This window comes from Metasolibacillus sp. FSL H7-0170 (assembly GCF_038593115.1).
In the GTDB taxonomy this organism is placed as follows: Bacteria; Bacillota; Bacilli; order Bacillales_A; family Planococcaceae; genus Metasolibacillus; species Metasolibacillus fluoroglycofenilyticus.
This window is the reverse complement of record NZ_CP151964.1, coordinates 2956186-2980083: the sequence shown is the minus strand read 5'-3', so window position 1 is coordinate 2980083 and position 23898 is coordinate 2956186. Positions and strand designations below refer to the sequence as shown.

Annotated in this window: 21 protein-coding genes; 9 read left to right on the top strand and 12 right to left on the bottom strand. The window is 38.7% G+C overall.

From position 1 onward, the window contains the following. Positions 1 to 13: 13 nt before the first annotated feature. On the bottom strand, positions 14 to 319 hold the full coding sequence (locus tag MHH70_RS13975; protein WP_066169170.1) for a helix-turn-helix domain-containing protein: 306 nt from the start codon (positions 317 to 319) through the stop codon (positions 14 to 16). A 140-nt stretch (positions 320 to 459) separates the two neighbouring features. On the opposite strand from MHH70_RS13975, the gene MHH70_RS13970 reads away from it, so the two are divergent. After that, positions 460 to 2199: an ABC transporter ATP-binding protein gene (locus MHH70_RS13970; RefSeq protein ID WP_066169173.1), complete on the top strand. Its 1740-nt coding sequence runs from the start codon at positions 460 to 462 to the stop codon at positions 2197 to 2199. A 78-nt stretch (positions 2200 to 2277) separates the two neighbouring features. On the opposite strand, the gene MHH70_RS13965 is transcribed toward MHH70_RS13970, so the two are convergent. From MHH70_RS13965 to MHH70_RS13955, 3 genes are all read right to left on the bottom strand, one after another. Then, positions 2278 to 4650 carry a bifunctional 2',3'-cyclic-nucleotide 2'-phosphodiesterase/3'-nucleotidase gene (locus MHH70_RS13965; protein ID WP_342471784.1) on the bottom strand — a complete coding sequence of 791 codons (2373 nt, stop codon included), beginning with the start codon at positions 4648 to 4650 and terminating at the stop codon, positions 2278 to 2280. A 478-nt stretch (positions 4651 to 5128) separates the two neighbouring features. Next, the gene (locus tag MHH70_RS13960) at positions 5129 to 5764 is read right to left on the bottom strand and encodes an FMN-dependent NADH-azoreductase (protein ID WP_107943352.1); all 636 of its coding nucleotides are present in this window, start codon (positions 5762 to 5764) and stop codon (positions 5129 to 5131) included. A 157-nt stretch (positions 5765 to 5921) separates the two neighbouring features. Next, positions 5922 to 6629, bottom strand: coding sequence for a DsbA family oxidoreductase (locus tag MHH70_RS13955; protein ID WP_066169179.1), 708 nt, complete (start codon positions 6627 to 6629; stop codon positions 5922 to 5924). A 127-nt stretch (positions 6630 to 6756) separates the two neighbouring features. On the opposite strand from MHH70_RS13955, the gene MHH70_RS13950 reads away from it, so the two are divergent. After that, entirely contained in the window at positions 6757 to 8121 is a 1365-nt protein-coding gene (locus tag MHH70_RS13950; RefSeq protein WP_342471783.1) for an FAD-dependent oxidoreductase, read from the top strand. Positions 8122 to 8333: 212 nt separating this feature from the next. Here MHH70_RS13950 and MHH70_RS13945 read toward each other — a convergent pair whose 3' ends face one another. Then, positions 8334 to 9260 carry a manganese-dependent inorganic pyrophosphatase gene (locus MHH70_RS13945; protein ID WP_107943354.1) on the bottom strand — a complete coding sequence of 309 codons (927 nt, stop codon included), beginning with the start codon at positions 9258 to 9260 and terminating at the stop codon, positions 8334 to 8336. 387 nt (positions 9261 to 9647) lie between these two features. On the opposite strand from MHH70_RS13945, the gene MHH70_RS13940 reads away from it, so the two are divergent. Then, on the top strand, positions 9648 to 10448 hold the full coding sequence (locus tag MHH70_RS13940; protein ID WP_342471782.1) for a GNAT family N-acetyltransferase: 801 nt from the start codon (positions 9648 to 9650) through the stop codon (positions 10446 to 10448). 111 nt (positions 10449 to 10559) lie between these two features. Here MHH70_RS13940 and MHH70_RS13935 read toward each other — a convergent pair whose 3' ends face one another. The 4 genes from MHH70_RS13935 to MHH70_RS13920 form a co-directional block, all read right to left on the bottom strand. Continuing rightward, positions 10560 to 10802 carry a MurR/RpiR family transcriptional regulator gene (locus MHH70_RS13935; RefSeq protein WP_066169188.1) on the bottom strand — a complete coding sequence of 81 codons (243 nt, stop codon included), beginning with the start codon at positions 10800 to 10802 and terminating at the stop codon, positions 10560 to 10562. Positions 10803 to 10905: 103 nt separating this feature from the next. Beyond that, positions 10906 to 12183 carry a DUF4179 domain-containing protein gene (locus MHH70_RS13930; protein WP_342471781.1) on the bottom strand — a complete coding sequence of 426 codons (1278 nt, stop codon included), beginning with the start codon at positions 12181 to 12183 and terminating at the stop codon, positions 10906 to 10908. Continuing rightward, positions 12167 to 12682 (bottom strand): sigma-70 family RNA polymerase sigma factor, encoded by a 516-nt coding sequence (locus tag MHH70_RS13925; protein WP_342471780.1) that lies wholly within the window; start codon positions 12680 to 12682, stop codon positions 12167 to 12169. Before MHH70_RS13925 ends, MHH70_RS13930 begins: the two co-directional genes overlap by 17 nt. A gap of 548 nt (positions 12683 to 13230) precedes the next feature. Further along, positions 13231 to 14457, bottom strand: a complete 1227-nt coding sequence (locus tag MHH70_RS13920) for an MFS transporter (RefSeq protein ID WP_107943358.1) — start codon at positions 14455 to 14457, stop codon at positions 13231 to 13233. A 184-nt stretch (positions 14458 to 14641) separates the two neighbouring features. Here MHH70_RS13920 and thrC point away from each other — a divergent pair, with 184 nt between their 5' ends. The 4 genes from thrC (at position 14642) to MHH70_RS13900 (ending at position 19896) form a co-directional block, all read left to right on the top strand. Continuing rightward, complete coding sequence (gene thrC / locus MHH70_RS13915; RefSeq protein WP_066169195.1) at positions 14642 to 15694, top strand: threonine synthase; 1053 nt, start codon at positions 14642 to 14644, stop codon at positions 15692 to 15694. Then, on the top strand, positions 15691 to 16584 hold the full coding sequence (gene thrB / locus MHH70_RS13910) for a homoserine kinase (protein WP_107943359.1): 894 nt from the start codon (positions 15691 to 15693) through the stop codon (positions 16582 to 16584). Before thrC ends, thrB begins: the two co-directional genes overlap by 4 nt. 431 nt (positions 16585 to 17015) lie before the next feature. Further along, positions 17016 to 17660, top strand: coding sequence for an NAD(P)H-binding protein (locus tag MHH70_RS13905; protein WP_066169199.1), 645 nt, complete (start codon positions 17016 to 17018; stop codon positions 17658 to 17660). Positions 17661 to 17838: 178 nt separating this feature from the next. Next, positions 17839 to 19896, top strand: coding sequence for a catalase (locus tag MHH70_RS13900; RefSeq protein WP_342471779.1), 2058 nt, complete (start codon positions 17839 to 17841; stop codon positions 19894 to 19896). A 56-nt stretch (positions 19897 to 19952) separates the two neighbouring features. Here the strand turns inward: MHH70_RS13900 and zupT are convergent, their stop codons facing one another. Continuing rightward, a complete protein-coding gene (zupT, locus tag MHH70_RS13895) occupies positions 19953 to 20768 on the bottom strand; it encodes a zinc transporter ZupT (RefSeq protein WP_066169203.1) in 816 nt (271 codons plus the stop codon). A 169-nt stretch (positions 20769 to 20937) separates the two neighbouring features. Between zupT and MHH70_RS13890 the strand changes: the two genes are divergently transcribed. Beyond that, on the top strand, positions 20938 to 21399 hold the full coding sequence (locus MHH70_RS13890; RefSeq protein ID WP_107943361.1) for a hypothetical protein: 462 nt from the start codon (positions 20938 to 20940) through the stop codon (positions 21397 to 21399). A gap of 140 nt (positions 21400 to 21539) precedes the next feature. On the opposite strand, the gene MHH70_RS13885 is transcribed toward MHH70_RS13890, so the two are convergent. Together MHH70_RS13885 and MHH70_RS13880 are read right to left on the bottom strand one after the other, a co-directional pair. Further along, the gene (locus MHH70_RS13885) at positions 21540 to 22136 is read right to left on the bottom strand and encodes a phosphatase PAP2 family protein (protein ID WP_066169207.1); all 597 of its coding nucleotides are present in this window, start codon (positions 22134 to 22136) and stop codon (positions 21540 to 21542) included. Positions 22137 to 22184: 48 nt separating this feature from the next. After that, on the bottom strand, positions 22185 to 22490 hold the full coding sequence (locus MHH70_RS13880) for a hypothetical protein (protein WP_066169209.1): 306 nt from the start codon (positions 22488 to 22490) through the stop codon (positions 22185 to 22187). Positions 22491 to 22816: 326 nt separating this feature from the next. Between MHH70_RS13880 and MHH70_RS13875 the strand changes: the two genes are divergently transcribed. Further along, positions 22817 to 23896 carry an iron ABC transporter permease gene (locus MHH70_RS13875; RefSeq protein WP_066169211.1) on the top strand — a complete coding sequence of 360 codons (1080 nt, stop codon included), beginning with the start codon at positions 22817 to 22819 and terminating at the stop codon, positions 23894 to 23896. Positions 23897 to 23898: the final 2 nt, after the last annotated feature.

The following is a 23898-nucleotide window of genomic DNA, read 5'->3' as shown; positions in this document are numbered from 1 at the left end:
AGTAAATTGTCGCTTACAACCAAGTTTGTGACCATTTTTCAATTTCGCGAACTGCACCCAGCAGTGACTGCCCCTTTTCTGTCAATTTATATTCGACACGAACTGGTGATTCAGCATACACTTTGCGCTCCACAATTTCTTCCCTTTCAAGCTCTTTTAAACGCTCAGACAATAAGCGCCCGCTTATCGGAAGGGCCGATTCAATCTCATTAAAGCGCTTCGGACCATCTATTAACTGATGAATAATAAGTATCGTCCAACGCTTCCCTAATAACTCCATTGCCTTTGCCAGCCGTGGACATAATTTTTGTTCAGTCATCCTTATTTCACCTCTATCCTTTCTATTTTAACGACATTTCATTTGAAAGTAAAATTGTGTGAAAATTGTGTGTGTGCCTGGCACCCAAAAGATTCGGAACTTTTCTTGATTCTACTCGTATAAAGGGGAGGGGGTGCTTTATGGAACAGACTTCTAAAACAAAATCAGGTGCTTTTCAATCATTTGTAGCTTTATTAAAAAGCTTAAATTGGCCCATTGGCATGATTATTTTAGCATTATCGATTACATTAGCAGAAACTATTGCTAGCCTTGTTTTACCATTAGTAACAATGAATTTAGTTGATAATTTGACCGCTGACTTATTCAATTGGCGCATGCTTGCAATTATTTTGGCTGTTTTCATCGTGCAAGCAGTTGCTGGAGGGGTGTCATTTTATTTATTGACGTTTATCGGGGAGCGAATCGTTGCGGATTTACGTGAGAAATTATGGCATAAAGTGTTGCGTTTGCCTGTCAATTATTATGATACGAATGAAACAGGTGCAACGATGAGCCGTATTACACAAGATACGACTACATTAAAAACGCTGATTACTCAGCAAATGGTACAAGTCATCTCTGGTGCTATTTCCATTATCGGTGCAATTATTTTGCTTTTTATTATCGATTGGAAAATGACGCTCATTTTACTTATTAGCGTACCGGTTTCGCTGCTTATTATGATGCCGCTCGGTAAAATTATGCAGAAAATTGCCATTGCTACCCAATCTGAAATGGCTTCTTTTTCCGGTTTACTTGGGCGTATTTTAGCAGATATTCGACTAGTAAAGGCATATAATGCAGAGTCCTTTGAAAACGAGCGAGGTAATAAAGCAATTCGCTCTCTATTCGGCTATGGTTTGAAAGAAGCGCGCGTTCAGGCACTTATCTCTCCAATCATGACATTGTTAATGATGCTTGTCCTTGTTGTTATTTTAGGCTATGGAGGAACACAGGTAGCAAGTGGTGCTTTGTCTGCTGGTGCGCTTGTCGCAATTATTTTTTACTTGTTTCAAATTATCGTGCCTTTTGCTCAAATGGCTACATTTTTCACATCATTCCAAAAGGCAATGGGTGCAACCGAGCGCATTCAGGAAATTTTCTCTATGCCTAGTGAAACGAGTGCAAAAGCTCAGCCCGCAACACAGGGCACAATTACTTTTGACAATGTAAGCTTTCAATACAATGAAACAAAGCAAATATTGCAAAACCTTAGCTTTACTGCCTCACCTGGTACAGTAACAGCACTTGTCGGACCAAGCGGTGGTGGAAAGACAACAATCTTTTCACTTTTAGAACGTTTTTATGAGCCAACAAATGGGCAAATTACATTTAATAATCAGCCGATTTCTACTTTTGATTTACAGGCTTGGCGCAGTAAAATTGGCTATGTTTCACAGGAAAGCCCATTATTAAGCGGGACAATTGCAGACAATATCACATACGGTATGAAGCAGCCGCCTACTGAGGAGCAATTAAAAGCGGCCGCTAAAGCGGCAAATGCACTACAATTTATCGAGGAATTGCCGGAAGGATTTGCTACAGAAGTTGGTGAACGTGGCATGAAGCTATCAGGCGGACAGCGTCAACGCATCGCCATTGCAAGAGCCTTGCTGCATAATCCACAAATTTTACTTTTAGACGAAGCAACATCTAATTTGGATAGCGGCTCAGAAATATATGTGCAAGAGGCGCTTCAGCGCTTAATGCACGGTCGTACAACATTCATTATCGCACACCGTCTAGCCACTATTTTGCACGCTGATACAATTTTATTTATTGAAAAGGGTCAAATTACGGGGCAAGGTGCACATGAGGAACTCCTTGCCAAGCATCAACTGTATCGAGAATTTTCAGCAGGACAAGGGCTTGCTGAATAACAATTAAAATAGTAACTATTTTAGTGCAGTTGTAAAAGCCGTCTGGAAGGTACTACTTTCCAAACGGCTTTTTATTCTTTATTTCAATAAAAACTTCCCAAAACCATTCGCATCTGGTCCGATATATTCAATATTGTTTCCTTCTGGAATATAGTTTTTTGCTACATCAGCAGTAAGAAAAACTACTCTTATATTTTCAGGGAAGGCTACAAACTTCCAATTATTATTTGCTTGTGGGTTGATTGTACCTTTTTCAATAATATAGTCAATAATTGCTTGACGGTTTTCATGAGCATACACCGTTAAGTTTGATTGATCCTCTTTCACAAAATTAGCCCCGTAAGAGCCACCTACACGGTAGTTATTCGCAATAATTAAAAATTCTTGTGACAAATCAATTGGCTTACCATCAAATTGTACATTTTTAATACGGTTTGCAGTTTCATCTACGACATTACCCCGACGGTCGTATTTTGCTGGGGATGTTACATCGATTTCATATGTTACACCATCTAACACGTCAAAATTGTATGAGCGTGCCTCTGAATCAATAATATTTTGCTCTTCTGTTTTAGTCGGGTCAATCGTGGCAAACACACCTGCTGCCATTTCTAGCCATTCAATTACATCTGCACCTGTTACTTTAACAGTGGCTATCGTATTGTCATAATGATAAATATCAGCCATGTTTTTAATTGCTAACGGGCCTGCTGGAATATTTGTATAGTCGCTTGCATTGTCACGAGAGCCTGCTTTAAACGGTGCGCCTGCTGATAAAATTGGCAATTCAGCGTCTACTGTCCCCTTAAGCTGATTTTGAATAAACCAAGTTTGCGCCTGTGTAATAATCTCAATTGCCGCAGTATCCTGCACTAAGCCGAAATAGCTATTAATTGGTGCTGATGTTTCACCAACTGCGCGACGAATATATTCTAAAGTTCCTTCATGTGCATCCTGAATAGCAGCTATTACTTCTTTGGATGGTACTAGCTCATCACGCTCAATGGAACGAATTGCACCTGTACCATTTGTTACAATCCACTCACTCCCTTCAAGCTCTAACTCCAAATCAATAACACCCAAATGACTACCATATGCACCAGGCATAACTGTTGGTACACCATTAATTGTTCCTTTTTCTTGATTAGCATTCACTAAATCTTGATAATCACCTGGAAACTGTAAATGGGAATGTCCTGTAATTAATGCATCTACACCTTCTAATTGTGTAATTTGATAACCTACATTTTCATTACCTTGCACATTTTTATCAGAGCCAATACCAGAGTGCGAAAGTACAATAATTACATCCGCTCCAGCAGCCTCCATGTCAGGAATTACTTTTTCTAATGCATCCAGTGGCTGATCAACTGTTACTTTACCCGTGAGATGAATTGCATCCCAGCCTAAAATTTGTGTAGGCACGATACCTGTTACTCCTACTTTAATCATATGCTTATCGCCGTCTTCATCAACAACCTCACGCGATAAAATAGCATATGGCTCAAAATAATAATCACCTGTTTTCGCATCGCGCACATTTGCATTTACCCAAGTGAACTCTGCATCATCCATTACCTCATTCAAATAATCTAAGCCATAATTAAATTCATGATTCCCTAATGTTGCGGCATCATAGCCCAAAGAATTAAGTGCTGCTACTGCTGGATGCACCTCGTCTGGCTGCAATTTTGCCTCAAGCGCTTTATAGGAGCCTAATGGTGTACCCTGAATTAAATCACCATTATCGAATAATAAATGGTTCGGGTTTTCAGCACGCGCTTCGTCAATTAATGTAGCTGTATTTGCTAGGCCTATATCCTTTGCCTGTTGGTCTAAATAATAATTATAGTCAGCTAAATTTGTATGAATATCTGATGTACCTAAAATACGTAAAGCAACTTTTGCCTCATCTTCTTCAGCTAATGTGGCTGCGTTATTGTACTGCTCTACAAAGCGTTTAACGATAAGTTCCATTTGTTGCTCAGTCACAATTTTCGTATGGTTAATCGTACCATCTGCAAAGCCATTCAAAATTTCTAATGCCGCTGCATTCGCCATATCCTGCTTATGGGATGCATGAATTTTTGCATTGTCGGCAAATTTAGCCAATATATCGAGTGGTGCATTTTCTGTTGCTAAGCCACGTGCCGCAATAACAAAGGCATGTAATCGTGTTAATTTTTCATCTGGTGCAAAGGTGTCTGTCGATTTACCGTTAATTAAATTTAGTTCAACCGCCTTTTCCACATATGGTGCTAGCTCCTTTGATACATCTTTAAAAGTAACGGTAGAACCATCCCCCAACTCCACACCTAGTTCCTTAATTAATTGCACAACATAATCACCACGCGTAACAGATTCCTCTGCTGCTTCAGCAGATGTCATTCCACCTAAGCCTGCCGCTAACATTAATGATGCTACTGTCCCTGTGAAAATTTTATTCTTCATTTGTGTCACTCCTTGTCATTTATAATCAATTACGCTTCAACGTAATTGCAACCATATTATCCTAGATTCACTTGAAAACTTCTCTTCAAAATCTATGACATCCCAGAGCTTGGACCAACATAATGTTGGTTAGTCAGTCGTTACCTTAGCATACCGGGTTGGGCTCCTCTTCATCAGTAGATGTTTGAACACTCGCTAAATAGGTCTAACGCTTACCTATCATCTCGTCACCTATTATTCTGCCAAAAGACGTTAAACCAACTTACTTGAGGAAAATGCCTACTAATCAAGAATTGGCTTTTGTTTTTTACTAGTCTTTATTTCATTCCACCTTATTTTTCCTTATCTTAATATTAAATTAATTCTAACTTTAGTAACATGATATAAAACGCCTATTTTGACTAATGATAAAAAAAGCACATGAAATCAAAATTCTGATTTCATGTGCTTATATAACTTGCCCTAGTTTGCCTAAATATTAAACTAATACAGCTGTTAAATTTTTCGCTACAGTTTTTACTTTTTCTAAACCTTCTGCAATAATTTCTTGTGCTTTCGCTGGGTTTGCGTTATGCCCTTCGATAACAACTTCGTCTACTTTTTGCATACCATAAACGCCACCGATTACGTTGTTAATATAATTAACAGCCATTTCGGAGCCTGCAGCCTCTGGTGTTGAATAAATACCACCGCGAGCTGATAAAATAATATATTTTTTGTCCGTCATTAAGCTTACTAAATTGCCGTTTTCATCATATTTGAATGAATAGCCTGCGCCATATGTGTAATCGATAAATGATTGTAATGCTGCTGGAATTGTTAAGTTCCATAATGGGAATGCAAATACGACTACATCTGCTGCTGTTAATGCTTCACGTGATTTATTGAAAGATGCTAATGAAGCAGCTTCCTTTTCGTTTAACTCTTCGCCTGCTTGTGCTTTACCGAAAGCGTTAAATAGCTCTTGTCCGAAATATGCTAAATTTTCTTCAAATACATCAAATGTTGAGAATTCAATACCTTGAGCTTTTGCTTCCTCAATGAAAGCCTCGTACATTTGTGTTGAAACGCCATCTGGGCGGTTATTTGCTTTTATTACTAATACGTTTGTCATTTATAAATCTCCTTTTAAATATACAATTCTTTAATATCTCGAAATCAAGACATTATATATAATAATAGAGCAGTAAAAAAAAATCAATCATACTGCTCTAAGACTTTTGACTGAAATTAATTATATACAAATTTAAAGGACAAACGTGCCTGTTCTCTTATTCAATATCACATACGCCATCTTCGCAAAGCGCTCCTTGACCACCAACTATATTTAACTTACGTTGCAGGCCAGCCTCTACCGCCGCCTTTTCAACTGTTTGCTCAAATAAATGTTGCGGCTGTGCACCTGAAATACCGTATTTATTATCAATGACGAAAAACGGTACACCACGCACTCCTAGCTGACGAGCTATTTCAATATCAGAATACATTTCTTCCTTATATTCATCGCCCGCTAGCATTCCCTTCGCCTGCTCACCGCTTAAGCCTACTTCCTCAGCCAAAGCTACTAATACGTCTGTACGTCCAATCGCCAGACCATCTAAAAAATGAGCCTGTAATAGGCGTTCGTTCATCTCTGCACCTTTACCCTGCTCCTCTGCCCATTTAGCTAAACGATGTGCCTTAATCGTATTCGCTGTTTTCATACGATCAAAATCGTAATTTAAGCCAACCTCTTTTGCTCGCTCTACAACATTTTGCGTCATCGCCTTTGTTTGCTCAATTGACATATTATATTTTGCCGCTAATGGACCGTAAATCGACTCCTCCGCATCAACAGGGGTTGTCGGATCTAATAAATAGCTTTTGTATTGCACTTCAATTTGTTCCCCATAACCACTCACTTCGAGCGCTTGCTCTAATTGCTTTTTTCCAATATAACAAAACGGACAAACGTAATCAGACCATACTTGTATAATCATTGCCTCCGCCTCCTTTACTATTCCATTGTACAAATAAGCAAATATATTATTCAATTTTTTTGACTTGTGAATAGTGTCAGGAAAATTTCCCTATACTGTATGTTAAATATAGGTAAGGGGGCATTTTATGCAACAATCATTATGGCTTCATCACACAACACCAATAACAACATCAACTTTATCGTCCGATACAGTTTGTGATATTTGTATTGTTGGAGCTGGTTTAAGTGGGGTTTATACAGCTTATTTACTTGCACAAGCAGGATTGCGCGTCATTGTTTTAGAAGGAAAAAGCATTGGTGAAGGAGCAACAGCGCATTCCACTGGTAAACTAACAGCGCAGCATGGACTCTTTTATCATACATTAAAGGAAGAAGATGCTAAGCTTTACTATCAAGTAAATAAAGCTGCGATTGAACAGTCGCTTGAAAAAGCAGACAAAACAACTTATAACACGGCCACATCATTTATTTATACAACCGAAATGGACAACCGCACTTTATTAGAACAGGAATACGAGGCATACAAGAAAATCGGCATCCCATCCAGTTTAACAAATGATACGGAATTAACAGATAAGGTTCAACTAGCCCTTGATATGCAACGCGAAACACAAATTCATCCTGTTCAGTTTTTACTACATTTCGCAAGGCTAGCGCAGCAGGCTGGAGCCCAATTTTTCACACATACACGCGTTACACAAGTTACAGATAAACCAACTGTAACAACCGCTGAAGGCTACACAATTGCCTGCAAAAAGCTGGTATTATGCACGCATTACCCAATCGACTCCATCGCTGGTTTAAATACTTTGAAGTTGACAGTAGAGCGCGCCTATTTGACGGCAACAACATGTTCAGACCTTTTACAAGGGCAATACATTAGCATTGACTCACCAGCTCGTACAATTCGTACCGCTCAAATCGACGGGCAGTCTTACTTTGTTTATGGAGGTACATCCCATACGGCTGGAACAGAAAGTGACACAATGAAGTATTATGACACACTCGCTCAAGAACTCGACAGTAAATTTGACCTATCTGCACCTAGCTTTTTCTGGAGTGCCCAGGATATGACGACACCTGATAGTATCCCCTTTGTCGGTCCAATGATAAAGGATTCTCCAATTTATATTGCAACAGGTTTTAAAAAATGGGGACTTTCAAGCTCACTAGTAGCAGCGGAAATATTGCATGGCTACTTTACAAAAAATGAGCATCGCGCTACACAACTATATATGCCAAGTCGCATACAAGGGCGTACTGTATATGACATGCTCATAAAAGCAGGCTTTATTAGTGAGCAGTTTATCGCAGGCTATATGACGCGCATGTCAGCACCAAAATGTACTCATTTGGGCTGTAAAACGCGCTGGAATGAAGCGGATGAAACATGGGATTGCCCATGTCATGGCTCTCGTTTCGATAAAAAAGGGAATGTGATTGAGGGTCCGGCTGTTTATCCGTTAAAATTAGAAAATGGTGGGGTCTGAAAAGCAAGCTTACGTGCCCTTTTCCGGGAAACTTTTGTTGTTTGATTGGAATATTTGCAAATTAGAAATATGTCAGTGTTCTATGAAAAATATAAAATAATATATGAAAATACTCCTCACACTTCCCCTCCTTTATATCTTTTTATAAAAGACTTCCTGAAAATCTAAAAGGGCAGTCGAGATTTTATTTACCATCTCGACTGCCACCCTTTTTATTTTAAGCCTTCTGTTAATACAGGAACAATTTGCTTTTTACGTGATACGATACCTGGTAAGCTAATACGTCCATCAACAATTGTTGCGCCAAAGCTCGCTGCCGCCTTTTCTGCTACATGTCCAACTGCTACCGCTGTAGAGTCGTTATTTAAAATATCTGTCACGACAAAGAAGAATAAATCTAAGCCATTCTCTTCTGCATTTTTTGTTAATAATGTCTCTAGTTCAGCTTGACGTCCTAGCACATCTTCAATATCAACAGCGTTTATTTGTGCAACTACCGCTTTGTAATTACCGAAATCAAAGCCTTTTGCATCTAATGATAATAAATCTTCTAATGATTTATCCGATAAATCTGCACCGGCTTTTAACATTGCTAACCCATATTCTGCTACATCTACCCCTGCGATAGCAGCTAATTCCTCACCTGCTTTTACATCTTGCTCTGTGCATGTTGGCGATTTGAATAATAATGTATCTGATACGATGGCAGATAGCATTAAACCCGCAATATTTACAGGAATTTCCACATCGTTTTCTTTAAATAATTTATTTAAAATTGTTGCTGTACAACCTACAGGCTCCGCGCGGAAATAGAGCGGGTCTGCAGTTTGGAAGTTCGCAACACGATGATGGTCAATTACCTCTAAAATTTGCACTTCTTCAATACCTTCAGCAGATTGCTGGAATTCGTTATGGTCTACTAAAATTACTTGATTTGCTTCTCCCGTAACAGCGCTAATAAAACGCGGGGCATTGAAACCAAACTTTTCTAAAGCAAACTTCGTTTCGTTATTAATATCTCCTAAACGCACAGCCTCTGCCTCTACACCTAATTGCTGCTTTAAATACGCATAAACGATTGCTGATGTAATCGTATCTGTATCTGGATTTTTATGTCCGAAAACTAATGTCTTGCTCATGATATAGCCTCCTAATTTATCTATGCTTATTAACAAGCTTATTTTATCACAAATTCTATCTTAAATTGAATTCGAAGTTTAGCATTGAAATAAAGCAGATTTCTAAGCTTCTCTAATTTAACATAGCTTTTTACTTTAATTACTTAAATATTATTAGGCGCTATTAACTTAATTTGTTCTTTCTTTATTAGTCTATTCATCCTCTATCCGTAATTTAAAACGCTCCAAACTTCCTACTTGCTAAAAAAAAATCATAGTCGTAACTCCTTTTTAACTTCGTATGTTAGTATAAATGCAAAAAATTTCAACATTAATTATTATTTTTTTGACGCATATGTTAAAATAATCGTATATATATTAAATTTAGTCATAGAAATGAGGATAGCAATGTCTAAAAAGATGGAAAAGAAGTATATTCCATTAGCTGAGTTCTTCCAGAATGCAACGCAAAATGAAATTACATTAACATATGAAGCAATTGAAAATATTATGGGCCAAGCGTTGCCAAATGCAGCTTATTTGAACTTGAGTTGGTGGAAAAAAACGAAGCCACCACTGACACATTACCAATCTTGGGTTAATGCCAATTATAATGTAATTGATGTTCAGTTAGGGCAAGCCGTAACATTCTCCCGTTTAAAACAAGCACGAAGTGATGAGAATGATGCAGACGAAAATTCACAGGCTTCTATTATTCGGTTAATTGAAACAGAAGATGCTCGCTCATTTATTCGCCTGCAAGAGCAAATTTATGCACAATCTGAGTTTGAATATTATGAACCAAATGTTCAACATCTAACAGTGCAAGTTGTACGCAAGCAGATGGCAGAGTGGCGCAAATTTAAAAGGCAAACGATACTCCTCTGCATTACTAATGGTGAATTTGCAGGCTATTCACGCATTACTGGTTATAAAGAGCAGCGTCTACAGCACGCAGCTACAATACGTATCGGTGTATTAAAAAAATTTGAAAACACAGGCATCGGTACAGCATTATTACAAAATAGTATAAAATGGGCACAGCAAAATGGTGTTGAAAGACTTGAAGCGGCGATAATGTCCCATAATAATAAAGCCATTGCCCTTTTTGAGAAACAGGGCTTCGCAGTTGAAGGTACGAAAAGGCATTCAGTAAAAATTGATAATGTTTATTATGATGAAATCATTTATAGTAAGCTAATTGATTGATTTATCAAAACGCAAAGGGAGCTGTCTTTTCAAGATAGCTCCCTTTATCTGGATAATTAATTTGAGCTGCTGAGAAAGAAATTCCTTTCTTAGCAGCCCCCTATTTTTCACCTATTCACGCTGACGATAAGCCAAATCTTCTTTCATTCTCTTTTGTAGCTCACTATACCCTGAAAAGTCCATAGCATAACAAAATCGGATAACTGTCGACTCGCTTACCCCTGCTATTTTTCCGACTTCAGACGCAATCTTTGTCGTTACAATACTTGGGTCATTCAATACGAATTGTGCAACACGACGCTGGCCTTTGGATAATCGAATAAAACGCTTTTTAATGCTCTCACAAATACTCATACTCTTCTCTCTACCCTTTCTCATCTATTCTCAACTAGCTTAATTGAACATACATTAACATGAATAATCATTATATTCAATGTTTTTTCTGAAAAATCTGTCACTATTTGATTGAAATAACCACTTGCGCTTCTGGCTCAATTGCCATCATCGTCAACGGTCTTGTTTTAATAAAAGGTTGACCTACGTTAACTTTATATTTCAATTGATATTCGTTACGTCCAACAGCTTGTACAACATCTGTCACAATCCTTTCTCCATTTTCCAGCACTACAGCAAAAGGATGCGTTCTTAAGTCCCCATCGAACGGGAAGTCACTATCAATTAAAAATCTTAAAGTTGCTTCGTTCCCATCTTGTTCAACATTCGTAATCACTATATCCCCCATAGCTCCTAGGTCAATTTTTTGAGGTAGCTCATTAGATAATGGCACAATAATATCCTCAACCACCTCATCTATTTTTGGTCCAGAATAATAATATAACCGTAACTCTGTCACATCAGGTGCAAGTGGCTCTAATATATAAGTCCATGTCAAATCGTAATCCGTTCTTCCCTCACCTGACTTCTCTAATATTTTCAATGGAACCCCGTTTTGGTCTGTAATCGTCTCAGATATAGACAAACCAATAGGATAGCCGACTTTCTCTCTTATCTCTCCTGTAAATTCTACTTGTAACTTTGTTGAAGTAGTTGAAGTTTGAGCACTCTTTACTTCAAAAGCAATCCCGTTCATCATACCCGTTTGTCCAGCTTGCAATATACGATGATTATTTTTTACTTTCTTGATTGGTGTTTCAAACGTCCAATCACCTTCTACTCCAGCAATCATGTCTATTTTTAATGTTAAGTCAAATGCATCTGGCAAGTCCTCATCAAAGCGAAAACCGTATAGAGCGCGATATGAACCATCTTCCTCGTGCAAAGATGTTATACTCCCTCCTGTATTCAGCCATTCGCCATTCACGAACATTTCCATCTTGCCTATTTCTTGATATTCAGGCATTGAATAAATCACATTAATACGCGCACCATCATAAACAATTTCTTCAAAAGTAACTGAGATGCCATTACTTGTCACCGTTTTATTTAACTGAATCGCATTATTATCTGATAATGCTTTATGCAATCCTTTATCCTGCTCCTCAATTTTATAAACAAAGCTCATAAATGGGACCTTCGCAAGTGCATTGCCGACTGTCGGTGACACAAACCCCGCACCTAATACGAGTAAAATTGCTGCGACGGATGTTAATACTCCCATCGCTAATATATTTCTCGGCTTTTTCTTAGATACAACAATCCCTTTGCTTATTGCTTCATCCAATTTTTGCATCGGCACTTCCATTTCATCAATGGCTTTTTTAATATTGTTCTCCATACAATACGCCCCCTTTATTCAAAAATTTTTTTAATTGTTGCAAGCCTCGATGGACATTTGTTTTTACTGTCCCCTCTGGATACCCAAGTAACTCTGCGATTTCTCTAGTTGATAAATCTTGATAATATTTTAGCAAGATTACCGTTTTATACTTCTCCTCTAGCTGTTCAATTGCATGTAGTAAATCCATGCGTTCATCATGGCTAAACGTCTGTCCTTGCTCCTTTACATTTTCTTGTATTAATACAATTTTGCTATTTTTACGTAAATGCTCAAGCGCTGTATTAATTAAAATTTTCATAAGCCAAGTGGAAAAGTATCGCTCATCTTTCACGCTATTTATATTGGCATAGGCCTTTGTCACAGTTTCCTGTACTACATCTAGCGCATCATCCTCATTTTTCATATAAATATACGCCATTTTATATAGCTTCACTTTTTCATCTTGTATTAATTGTAGAAATGCGTCGCTATTTCCTTTCTGCGCCTTTTTTAACAATCACCTTCACACCCTCTCTTTCTATCTACTTATTAGATGAATAAGTAAGACCTTTTGTTTCAAAAAAATAAAAACGTCCCCAAAATGTGCTGCGCACTGCTTTTAGGACGTTTTGGTCGTGTTTCAATTAATTATGACACAACTAACGCTAGTCTGGATTTTTGGGCTATTAACCTAAAACTTGCATGCCCTGTGACATTTGACGAAGGCTAGAGCCAGCACGATGCTGTTCATCCAGTCGTTATGACAGGACATGGTATTCTTAGACTGAATTCCTGTCTTTGGACAAAAAATTGGCTCCTGCGGTTACTCGTCGCAAAGAACATCGCTAAAAGAAAATAAAATTATGGCTGTTTAAAATAATATTAGATTGCTTTGAAGACGTGATAAACATGGAATTTAGCGGCGTTTCTCCGGGGAATTTTCGTTGCATAAAAGAAGGGACCGCCTATTTAGACAGCCCCAGCCCAAACTTCTATTAAACTAGTTTGCTTCAGAGATAGTTGTTTTGCAACACAATTATCTTGCTATATCTTCAGATATTACCTCTATTCTAATTCCAACTGCTTTGTTTCCTTACCTAAAAATAACACTGCTAATACTCCAATTAAAATTGCGACACAGAAAATCGCAAAAACCGAACCAATGTCATAGCCTTTTGTTATTAATGACCCTACTAAGAGTGGACCGAAAATACCACCTACACGCCCTACTGCTGCCGCCATACCTGTCCCTGTACCACGAATAATCGCTGGATACTGTTCCGGTGTGTAAGCATATAATGCTCCCCATGCTCCTAAATTAAAGAATGATAGTAGCATCCCTGAAACAAGTAAAATAGTTACAGATTCTGCATTTCCAAAGACAAAAGCACTTGCTGCTGTTCCGATTAAATATGTTACAAGTACAAATTTACGTCCGAGCTTCTCAATAAACCAAGCTGCAGTAAAGTAACCTGGTAACTGCGCTAGCGTCATAATTAACACATACTTAAAGCTGGAAATTAAATCGAAGCCCTTCCCAACCATTACGCTTGGCAACCATAAAAACATTCCATAATATGAAAATACAACTGCGAACCATAGCACCCATAACATAAATGTTGAACGTGCATATGGCTTTGACCATACTTCGCGAATATTTTGCAAGACAGAACGCTTTTTAGCCTCTACCTTCGCTGTAAACTGCGGAGAATCAGGTAGCTTCATGCGAATATAAATCGCATAAAATGCTGGTAAAGCAGTAATAATAAGCGCAACACGCCAGCCTTCAATTGGCCAGAATGTCGCTGGAATAACGAAATAAGAAATGATTGCAGCTAGTAGCCAGCCACCTGCCCAAAAGCTCTCTAACAACACAACAACGCGACCGCGCTCCTTAGTTTCAACGCTTTCAGAAACGAGTGTCGAAGCAACTGGTAGCTCTCCTCCGAGTCCCATTCCAACGAAAAAGCGCAAAATCAAAAATAATACTAGCGTTGTCGTTAACGCAGATAGTCCGCTTGCAACCGAAAACAATATAAGTGTCCACATAAACACTTTTTTACGCCCTACTTTGTCAGCAAGTACACCAAACATAAGCGCACCTACTGCCATTCCAATTGAGTTGATACTACCAATCAAGCCCATTTGTGCAGGGTTTAAACCCCAGTCTATTGCGAGTGCAGCAATGACAAAGGATAAAATGCCGACATCCATTGCATCAAACATCCATCCAACACCTGCTACACCAAGTAATTTATTGCGTGAAATTTGCATTTCTTGCTGTTTTGCCATAATATAACCACCTGTCTTTACACTTGTATAAGCATGTATACTATACACCTATTTTTTAATTGTGACAATATTGTTTAAATTAAATTGTTGTTTTACTATTGAAATGATAGAGCTAGAGGTTTACAATGTCTTGTATACAAAAACAACTGTTCTTTCAGAAAGAACAAAAGGAGTCATGTTTGATATGTGGAAAGGTTTAATTGAAGAATATAAGCAATATTTACCTGTTACTGAAAAAACACCTGCTTTAACTTTAAATGAAGGAAATACGCCATTAGTGCATTTAGTTCATTTATCAAAAGAGTTAGGTATTGAGTTATATGGAAAAATCGAAGGTGCGAACCCAACAGGCTCCTTTAAAGATCGTGGCATGGTGTTTGCTGTTGCTAAAGCCGTTGAAGATGGCGCAAAATGCGTTATTTGTGCCTCTACCGGTAATACATCCGCTGCTGCTGCTGCCTATGCGACACGCGCAGGTATCAACTCTGTTGTAGTTATCCCTAAAGGAAAAGTAGCTCTTGGTAAACTAGCACAAGCAACAATGTACGGCGCAAAAATTATTGAAATTGACGGCAACTTTGACGATGCTTTAAATATCGTACGTCGCATTAGCGAAACGACACCTGTTGCCCTCGTTAATTCAGTCAATCCATACCGTATTGAAGGGCAAAAAACGGCTTCTTTTGAAATTGTTGATGCACTTGGAAAAGCACCAGATTTCTTATGTATTCCTGTCGGCAATGCAGGAAATATTTCCGCCTATTGGAAGGGCTTTAAAGATTATAATGAAGCAAAAAACTCAGGTCTACCAAAGGTGCTTGGCTTTGAAGCTGAAGGTTCTGCAGCAATTACGAAAGGTGAGCCAATTGCTACTCCCGAAACAGTTGCAACAGCTATACGTATTGGTAATCCTGCTAGCTGGAAATTAGCAGAGGCAGCACGAGACGAGTCAGGTGGTATTATTGATTCTGTAACAGATGAAGAAATTTTAGCTGCTTATAAATTAATCGCTGGTAAGGAAGGTATTTTCGTTGAACCTGGTTCAGCCGCTTCCCTTGCAGGCGTGATAAAATCGGTGAAGGCAGGTCTTATTCCACAAGGTAGTCAAGTCGTCACTATTTTTACTGGTAACGGCTTGAAAGACCCAGATACTGCAATGAGCGTCTCAACAGTAGACTTAGTATCGTTGAAAAACGATGAAGAAGAAATTCGCGCATATATTGAGGGAACACTATGAGTTGGCAAATTAAAGTTCCTGGCAGTACAGCAAATCTAGGACCCGGCTTTGATTCTATCGGGCTCGGTTTGTCACTTTATTTAACATTGCAAGCAATCCCGCAGAAAGAGTGGGAATTTGTCCATCAAGGTGAACATGTACCAGCAGATACAACAGTAGAAAATCATTTAATCTATCAAATTGCCAAGCAAGTGGCTGAGCACTACGATAAGGAATTACCGGGCTGTCATGTCGTAATGACAAGCGAGTTACCTTTGGCTCGTGGCGTTGGTAGTAGCGCAGCAGCTATCGTTGCAGGAATCGAGCTAGCTAATTTGCTATGTAATTTAAAGCTTACAATACAAGATAAACTCAATATTTCATCACAAATTGAAGGGCATCCTGACAATGCCACAGCCTCTGTTTTAGGTGGCTTAACGATTTCCTCTATGACAGAGGATAATATAGTTGATACGATTCATGTACAAAATATGGATGTGGCTTTCGTGCTATTTATTCCAAATGTAGAATTAAAAACAGCAAAGGCACGGAGCGTCCTTCCTACTCAGCTAGAGCGTTCTTATGCAGTAAAGGCAAGTGCTGCTGCAAATATGCTTGCCGCCTCGCTTATTGCTAAAGATTACGAGCGAATCGGTCGCTATATGGAATCCGATTTATTCCACGAACCTTTCCGCGCACAGCTAATTCCTAGCTACATGGAGATTCGCCAAGCAGCTAAACAAGCTGGCGCATACGGCACAGCATTAAGTGGCGCTGGCCCAACGCTTATTTCAATTATACCGCCAACACTTGCTGACGAATTTGTTGTCAGCATGCAAAAGCAATTCCCTGAGCATCGTATCGTTTTAACGACAGCAGCTAAAAAGGGAAGTACGATTACACCATTATAATTTGCAAGGGGGCGTCCCAAATGTAGGCAATACACCGCCTTCGGGACATCCCCATTTTTTTGTAGTTTCATAACTTCCAAGCTTTAGAGGCTGTCCAAAAAGCCTTGCATAGCCGGCATTTTGGACAGTAGCAATGATGTTTCACAAAATGTTGATTCCTATAAACAGAAAACGCCTCTTTTAAAAATGGGAGGAACATTAGCTTTAGCAGCGTTATCCTTCAGTAAAAGGGAAGCGATGAAAACCTTTATTTCAATGCGGTGGCAAAACAAAATGGACTTTTCGGACAACTCCATTTATTCTACGTTTTCTGCGTTCTATTCCATGTTCCTGTCAAAGCTCCATTAAACCTTACTCTACTAAATCTATGCATACTTTTTTGATAAATTGGGTATAGTACTATCACTTGATTGGAGAAAGGGGAAATGTTAATGAAAATCGCAGTTATTGGAGCTGCCGGTCAAGCTGGCAGTAATATATTAAGAGAGTCAATTATGAGAGAGCACGATGCAACAGCAATAGTACGCAACCAAGCCACTTTAAAGGAAGATGTACAAACGCTCGAAAAAGATTTGTTCGAGCTAACAACGGCTGATATCGAAGCATTCGACTGCATCGTTAATGCCTTTGCCCCCAAAAGTGGCGAAGAGCATTTGTATGTAGAAGCAGGTAAGCATTTAATATCTATTTTGCAGCCATCGCAAACACGATTATTAGATATCGGTAGCTCTGGCTGTCTATTTACCAATAAAGAGAAAATATTACGGCTGCTCGACAGCGAGGAATACCCGGCCCAACTAACAGCTGCCGCTAAATATCAACTGCAAAATTTACAGCAGTTGCAACAATCCTCTATATCATGGAGCTTTATTTGCCCTGCCCTCATGTTTGATGCGGAAGGTCCACGTACAGGTCACTATATTACAGGTCATGACTATTTACTAATGAACTCCCAGCATAACAGCTATATTAGCCAAGCTGATTTTGCAGTAGCTGTAGTCGACGAAATCGAGAATGCTAAACATATTAATGAAGCCTTCACAGCAGCCTCTGAAAACACAACCTCAGCTAGTTAATATAAATACTCTTAAATAAGGCTAGCGACCTAAGCTATGTTGAAACATCAAAACATAACTTAGGCTTTTTTTTGCTAAATTGTATTCAATTTTCAGAATTGTTTGCGTGCCTGACACCCTACTTCATATTTTCTTTCCCCCCCTCATACGCTGTACAAAGCTTTAAAAGGAGGATTTTATGAAAGACAATACTAATGACAACAACGAAAACAAAAAGCTAGAGCAGCTCGATGCCTACAAAGTAAATAATGATGGCACAAGGATGACGACGAATCAGCAGGTGCGAGTGTCCAATGATGAGGAATCTTTGAAGGCGGGGTTGCGCGGTCCTACGTTGATGGAGGACTTTCATTTTCGTGAAAAGATTACGCATTTTGACCATGAGCGCATTCCAGAAAGAGTCGTTCATGCGAGAGGTTATGCAGCTCACGGAGAATTTGAACTGTATGAATCCATGTCGGAATTTACAAGAGCACATTTTCTGCAAAAGGCTGGCACAAAAACACCTGTTTTTGTGCGCTTTTCGAATGTCGTTGGTAGCTCAGGCTCTAACGATACAGCGCGTGATGTGCGCGGTTTTGCGGTGAAGTTTTATACAGAGGAAGGCAATTTTGATTTGGTCGGCAACAATATCCCGGTGTTCTTTATCCAAGACGCTATAAAATTCCCTGATATTATTCATGCATTAAAACCAGAGCCACATAATGAAATGCCACAAGCCTCTTCTGCGCATGATACATTTTGGGACTTTGTCACGAGTAATCAAGAAGCTGCTCATATGGTGATGTGGATAATGTCTGATAGAGCAATACCCAAAAACTACCGTATGATGGAAGGTTTTGGCGTTAATACATTCCGCTTTGTCAATGCGGCTGGTCATAGCAAATTTATTAAATTCCACTGGAAACCCGTTCTCGGTGTGCATTCACTAATTTGGGACGAGGCGCAAAAAATTGGTGGTGCAGACCCTGATTTTCAGCGTCGCGATTTATGGGAAGCTATTGAAGCAGGCTTTTACCCTGAATATGAATTAGGTGTGCAAATGCTCGATCCAGCAGATGAATTTAAGTATGATTTTGATATACTTGATGCGACAAAGCTTTGGCCAGAAGAGCTTATTCCAGTTAAAAGGATTGGTAAACTTACATTAAATCGCAATGTGGATAATGTCTTTGCTGAAACAGAGCAAGTAGCCTTTCATCCAGGCAATGTCGTACCTGGTATCGATTTCTCAAATGACCCGCTACTACAAGGTCGTCTGTTTTCTTATTTAGATACACAATTATTACGTCTAGGCGGCCCTAACTTTACTGAAATACCGATTAATCGTCCTCTTTGTCCTTTCCATAACAACCAGCGTAATGGCTTTAGCCGACAAATGATTAATGTTGGTCAAGTGAGTTACCATAAAAACTCATTAGCTGATAATACACCTGCAACAAGCACTGCTGCTGAAGGAGGATATGTTCATTTTCCAGAAAAAGTAGAGGGACGTGTCATTCAAGGACGTAGTAAGTCCTTTGATGATTTCTTTTCGCAAGCACGACTTTTCTGGAACAGTATGTCACCACCGGAAAAAAAGCATATTGTAGATGCTTTTTCCTTCGAGGTAGGCAAGGTAAATGTCCGCAGTATTAGACAGAATGTAGTCAATATGCTTGCTAACATTGACTACACACTGGCAACCACGCTTGCTGAACGGCTAGCGGTGAATAAACCAACACAGCAGCAAATTGATGTAACTGCATCTTCACCTGCCCTTAGTCAACAAAATACGATATTCGTTCCCCAAACATTGCGTGTAGCTATTATTATCGGCAATCAATTTAATGCGCAGGAGCTAGAGCAAGTGATGAAGGAATTTAAGCGTTATGGCGTACGTTATCAAATTATTGCAGAAACTTTTGAACCAGTGAGGGCAGCAAATGGGCAAACTTTCGAAGTGGATGCGACCTTTTTAACAACATCGCCTGTCCTTTACGACGCACTATATGTTGTTGGTGGAACAGCAGCTAATCAGGCGAAATTTAATAGCGATATGACAGCTTTTATTCGCCAAGTTTATCAAAACTATAAACCTATTGGCATCGCCACAACAGGCGTCCCATATTTTAATGCTACGCGTGCCAAAGCAAGTGAGGGTATTCTTTTTGCCACAGCGAATCCAAACTTCTCACAGCAATTTATCCAAAATATCGCCAAGCAACGTTTTTGGGAACGAGATATTTATATTTGAGGCATAAAAAGCGCAGGAAATCAATGTTTTACAATAGATTTCCTGCGCTTTTTTATCTACGTTAACAACACTAAGCTAATTGCCATTACAGCCATGCCCGCAACTAAGCCATAAATAGAAATATGCGTTTCATCATATTTTTTAGCTGCTGGTAATAGCTCATCTAATGAGATAAATACCATAATCCCTGCCACGCCAGCAAATACAACACCAAACATAACATCATTTAAAAATGGCATTAAAATTAAATAAGCAACAAGTGCCCCAATAGGCTCTGCTAAGCCAGATAGTAAAGACAAGCGGAAGGCTTTCATTCGAATACCTGTAGCAAAGAATATCGGCACTGCAACGGCGATACCTTCTGGAATATTATGAATTGCAACAGCAATCGCAATTGCAATTCCTAAATTCGGGTCCTGTAATGCTGACATAAATGTGGCAATACCTTCTGGAAAGTTATGAATAGCAATGGCAAGTGCGGTAAAAGTCCCCATTTTCATTAGTTTATCTGCATCTGCAAGCGGCTTGCTTTCAATAGCATTTACATCTTCAACCGTACGCACTTCATGCGGATTATTTTTCTTTGGAATAAATTTATCAATAAGGGCGATAAAAATCATTCCCCCGAAAAAGCCGACCAGTGTCATCCAATAACCATTTGTTGCACCGAGTGCTGTCGTCAAAGCATCTTTCGCCTTTACAAAAATTTCAACAAGCGATACATAAATCATCACCCCTGCAGAAAATCCAAGGGCGGCAGATAAAAATTTCGTATTTGTTCTTGATGTAAAAAACGCTATTAAACTACCTACTCCTGTTGCTAGCCCTGCAAACAATGTTAAGCCAAGTGCCAATAATACATTTCCGTCCATAAATATTTCCTCACTTTACTAAGTTAATCGTATTATACGCAAGCAGTTTCCTTTACGCAACTTTATTTTACTAGGAAATATTTTATGGGCTTATTCAACTTTCCATCAAATACAAAATAAAGTAACTTTATTTTTATAATTACGACTAATATATAAAGGAGAGATATATATGAATATTTTAATTCGGATTGGAATGTTTTTTTCGCTGTTACTTGTACTAATAGGATGCGATAGTGTAAATTTGTCCAAAGCTACAAATTATGAGGAAGCTCCACCCGCTTTAAAACTAACAATCGAAGAAATTGAAATTACAACTCATAGAGGAACTTATGCTTGGAGCTATTTTGATAAAAGCACAGGACAACAAGTAACTGTTCAAGCAGACCACGCACCTCCAACCGAAATGGTAAATATTGAACAAGGGACTAAAGTTAATCTATCGCAGCCTATAAAGCTAGATTTCGAAATAGAACCAACACAGTATGAAATAAGATTATGGAACAGTAGCAATATAATCAAAACATACAATTCATTTGGAGAAATAAAAGAAAAAGGAAAATATATAATTGAAATAGCAGGAACTTGGGGAGATAACATAGCTACCTATGTAGTAGCATTGGAAATTGAATAATAATTAAAATTCGAATGCTGCACCAACGAAAAAAGGACTCAGTTCTTTTTGAAAGCTAAGTCCTTTTTATATGCGAATTTTCCTTTTGCATATTTATATCACTCTTTTGATGCTATTCCGCAATCACTACAACTTTGGTTCTAAAGTTTAGCGCGCTTCCTGCGCTCATACCACAGCATACAGACGATAAACCATGTATAGCCCATGCTCCAGCCTGCCAATACATCCGTTGCAAAATGCCGACTCTCAGCAATGCGAGATAAACCGATTAAACATATTAAAATTAATGCGACTGCCCAAATTAGCAAGGCTTTCTTACTACGATTCAGCCCCTCTGATAGCAAGTAAGCAATAGTTAATAAATATAAAGCGCCCGTCATTGAATGTCCTGATGGAAAGCTGAAGGACAAAAGCTGGTCTACCATATCTGGACGGGGACGCTCAATCCATTTTTTTAATAACTGATTCAAAACATTGCCTACTGCAATTGTTAGCACAATAAAGGCAACCCCATCGTAATTGCCCTTCCTCCATTGCCAAATAACAAGAATTAACGCTACAATGACAACAAAAATTGGCTCACCAATGTAATGGAAAAAAATAAGTAGTTCATTGCCACGAAGTAGCTGCGCCCACTTATCATCGAAATTGATGAAAGACGGCGTTTCGTATGTGAATCGTAGCATAATAAATAAGCTTAAAGTAACGATTGCTAAGCCATAAATCCATTTTTTCATCTGTACTCCACCCTTTTAAATTATCCTAATCCTCTCAAATCATCCAATTTATCTGACTCGATAGTTAGTATAGATACATTCAATAATATAATCTACCTGCTCAAATGCAGCTTGCTCTAATTCTGACTTATCATCCACATTATACTTTCCCCATTGTTCCTCTGATGCCCAGTAAATAAGCACTATAACCTCTTCTCGACTGATATCCAATTTTTTCACATACAATTCTCGACTTAGAAAGCCTTGTTGCCGCTCCATACAAGATGGACCCTCATCTTGCTTACGTACAAAGCGTTCGATTACTTTATATGAATTCCCCGCCGTTACAATAAAGCGCTTCATTTGAACGAACATGTGCATATCCCCTTCTTCAAACCATTTCATATCGTCATAGAAATAGCACTATCTATATTAACATATACGGATAAATCGCCTTCTGTCACTATTTTGAGCTAATCCATCACAGATAATCTTCAAGCTACTCCATCATTTTATTATGCTAAGAAAAATAAGATGTTTCAACGCTTTTTATCCCACATTAACGGGCAGTAAGCATCCACTGATTGAGGTTTCACTTTATTGTCATAAAAAAATCATATTGTTTTTTTTAGCAATATCAATTAGAATGAATTAGTCAATAATGATAATCATTATCAATAAAAGTCGAGGTGAGATACTTTTTGAATACACGAGCTTTAAAGCGGACAAGTACTAGCAAACTCTATTATATATTTATTTTGCTATTAATTTGTGCCATTATACTGTCAGCTATTTTCTCCTTATCGATTGGGCAAGTGAGTATACCATTTAAACAATCAATGGATATACTTTTACACACTTTAACAAACGGCAAACTAGGCTCCCTTGAGCTAACGCAAAATGAATCCTATTTGAATATTATTTTGCAAGTGAGAATGCCGCGCATTATTTTTGCCTTACTTATTGGCGTTGGACTTGCCTTGTGTGGCGCTGTGATGCAGGCGGTTGTACAAAACCCCCTTGCCGACCCATACATACTCGGAATTTCCTCTGGCGCTTCATTAGGGGCTACCTTTGCTATCCTTGTAGGCTTTGGCAGTAATGCATTACTTGCTCAATTTGGGGTAGCATTTGGTGCCTTTACAGGAGCCATCATCACTTCAATGGCAGTTTTATTGTTATCAAGTATTGGTGGTAAAGCAACATCTGTAAAACTTGTCTTATCAGGGGTAGTCATAGGTGCTCTATGTAGCTCCTTTTCTAGCTTAATCATATTTTTTGCGAATAATGCAGAAGGAATTAAAACAATTACTTTTTGGTCTATGGGAAGCCTAGCTTCTGCTAGCTGGGAGAAAACACCGATTTTAGCGTTTATCGTTGTACTTGGAGCAGCCTTTTTCCTGTTCCAACATCGCATTTTAAACACGATGCTACTCGGTGATGAATCGGCGATTACACTAGGTATCAATTTAAGTGTTTTTCGCAAGCTTTATATGGTGCTTGCTGCACTCGTTACAGGGACAATGGTTGCCTATGCGGGAATGATTGGCTTTGTTGGATTGATTATTCCGCATATTGCACGTGGCATTTTTGGCGCTGACCATAAACGACTTATGCTCGGCACATTATTATTAGGCGGGTTATTTATGATATGGGCTGATATATTATCAAGAACCCTTATTACAAATGTTGAGCTACCCATCGGTATTATTACGTCTGTTATCGGTTCACCACTGTTCATTTATATGATTATCAAAAAAGGCTACAATTTTGGAGGGTAAAT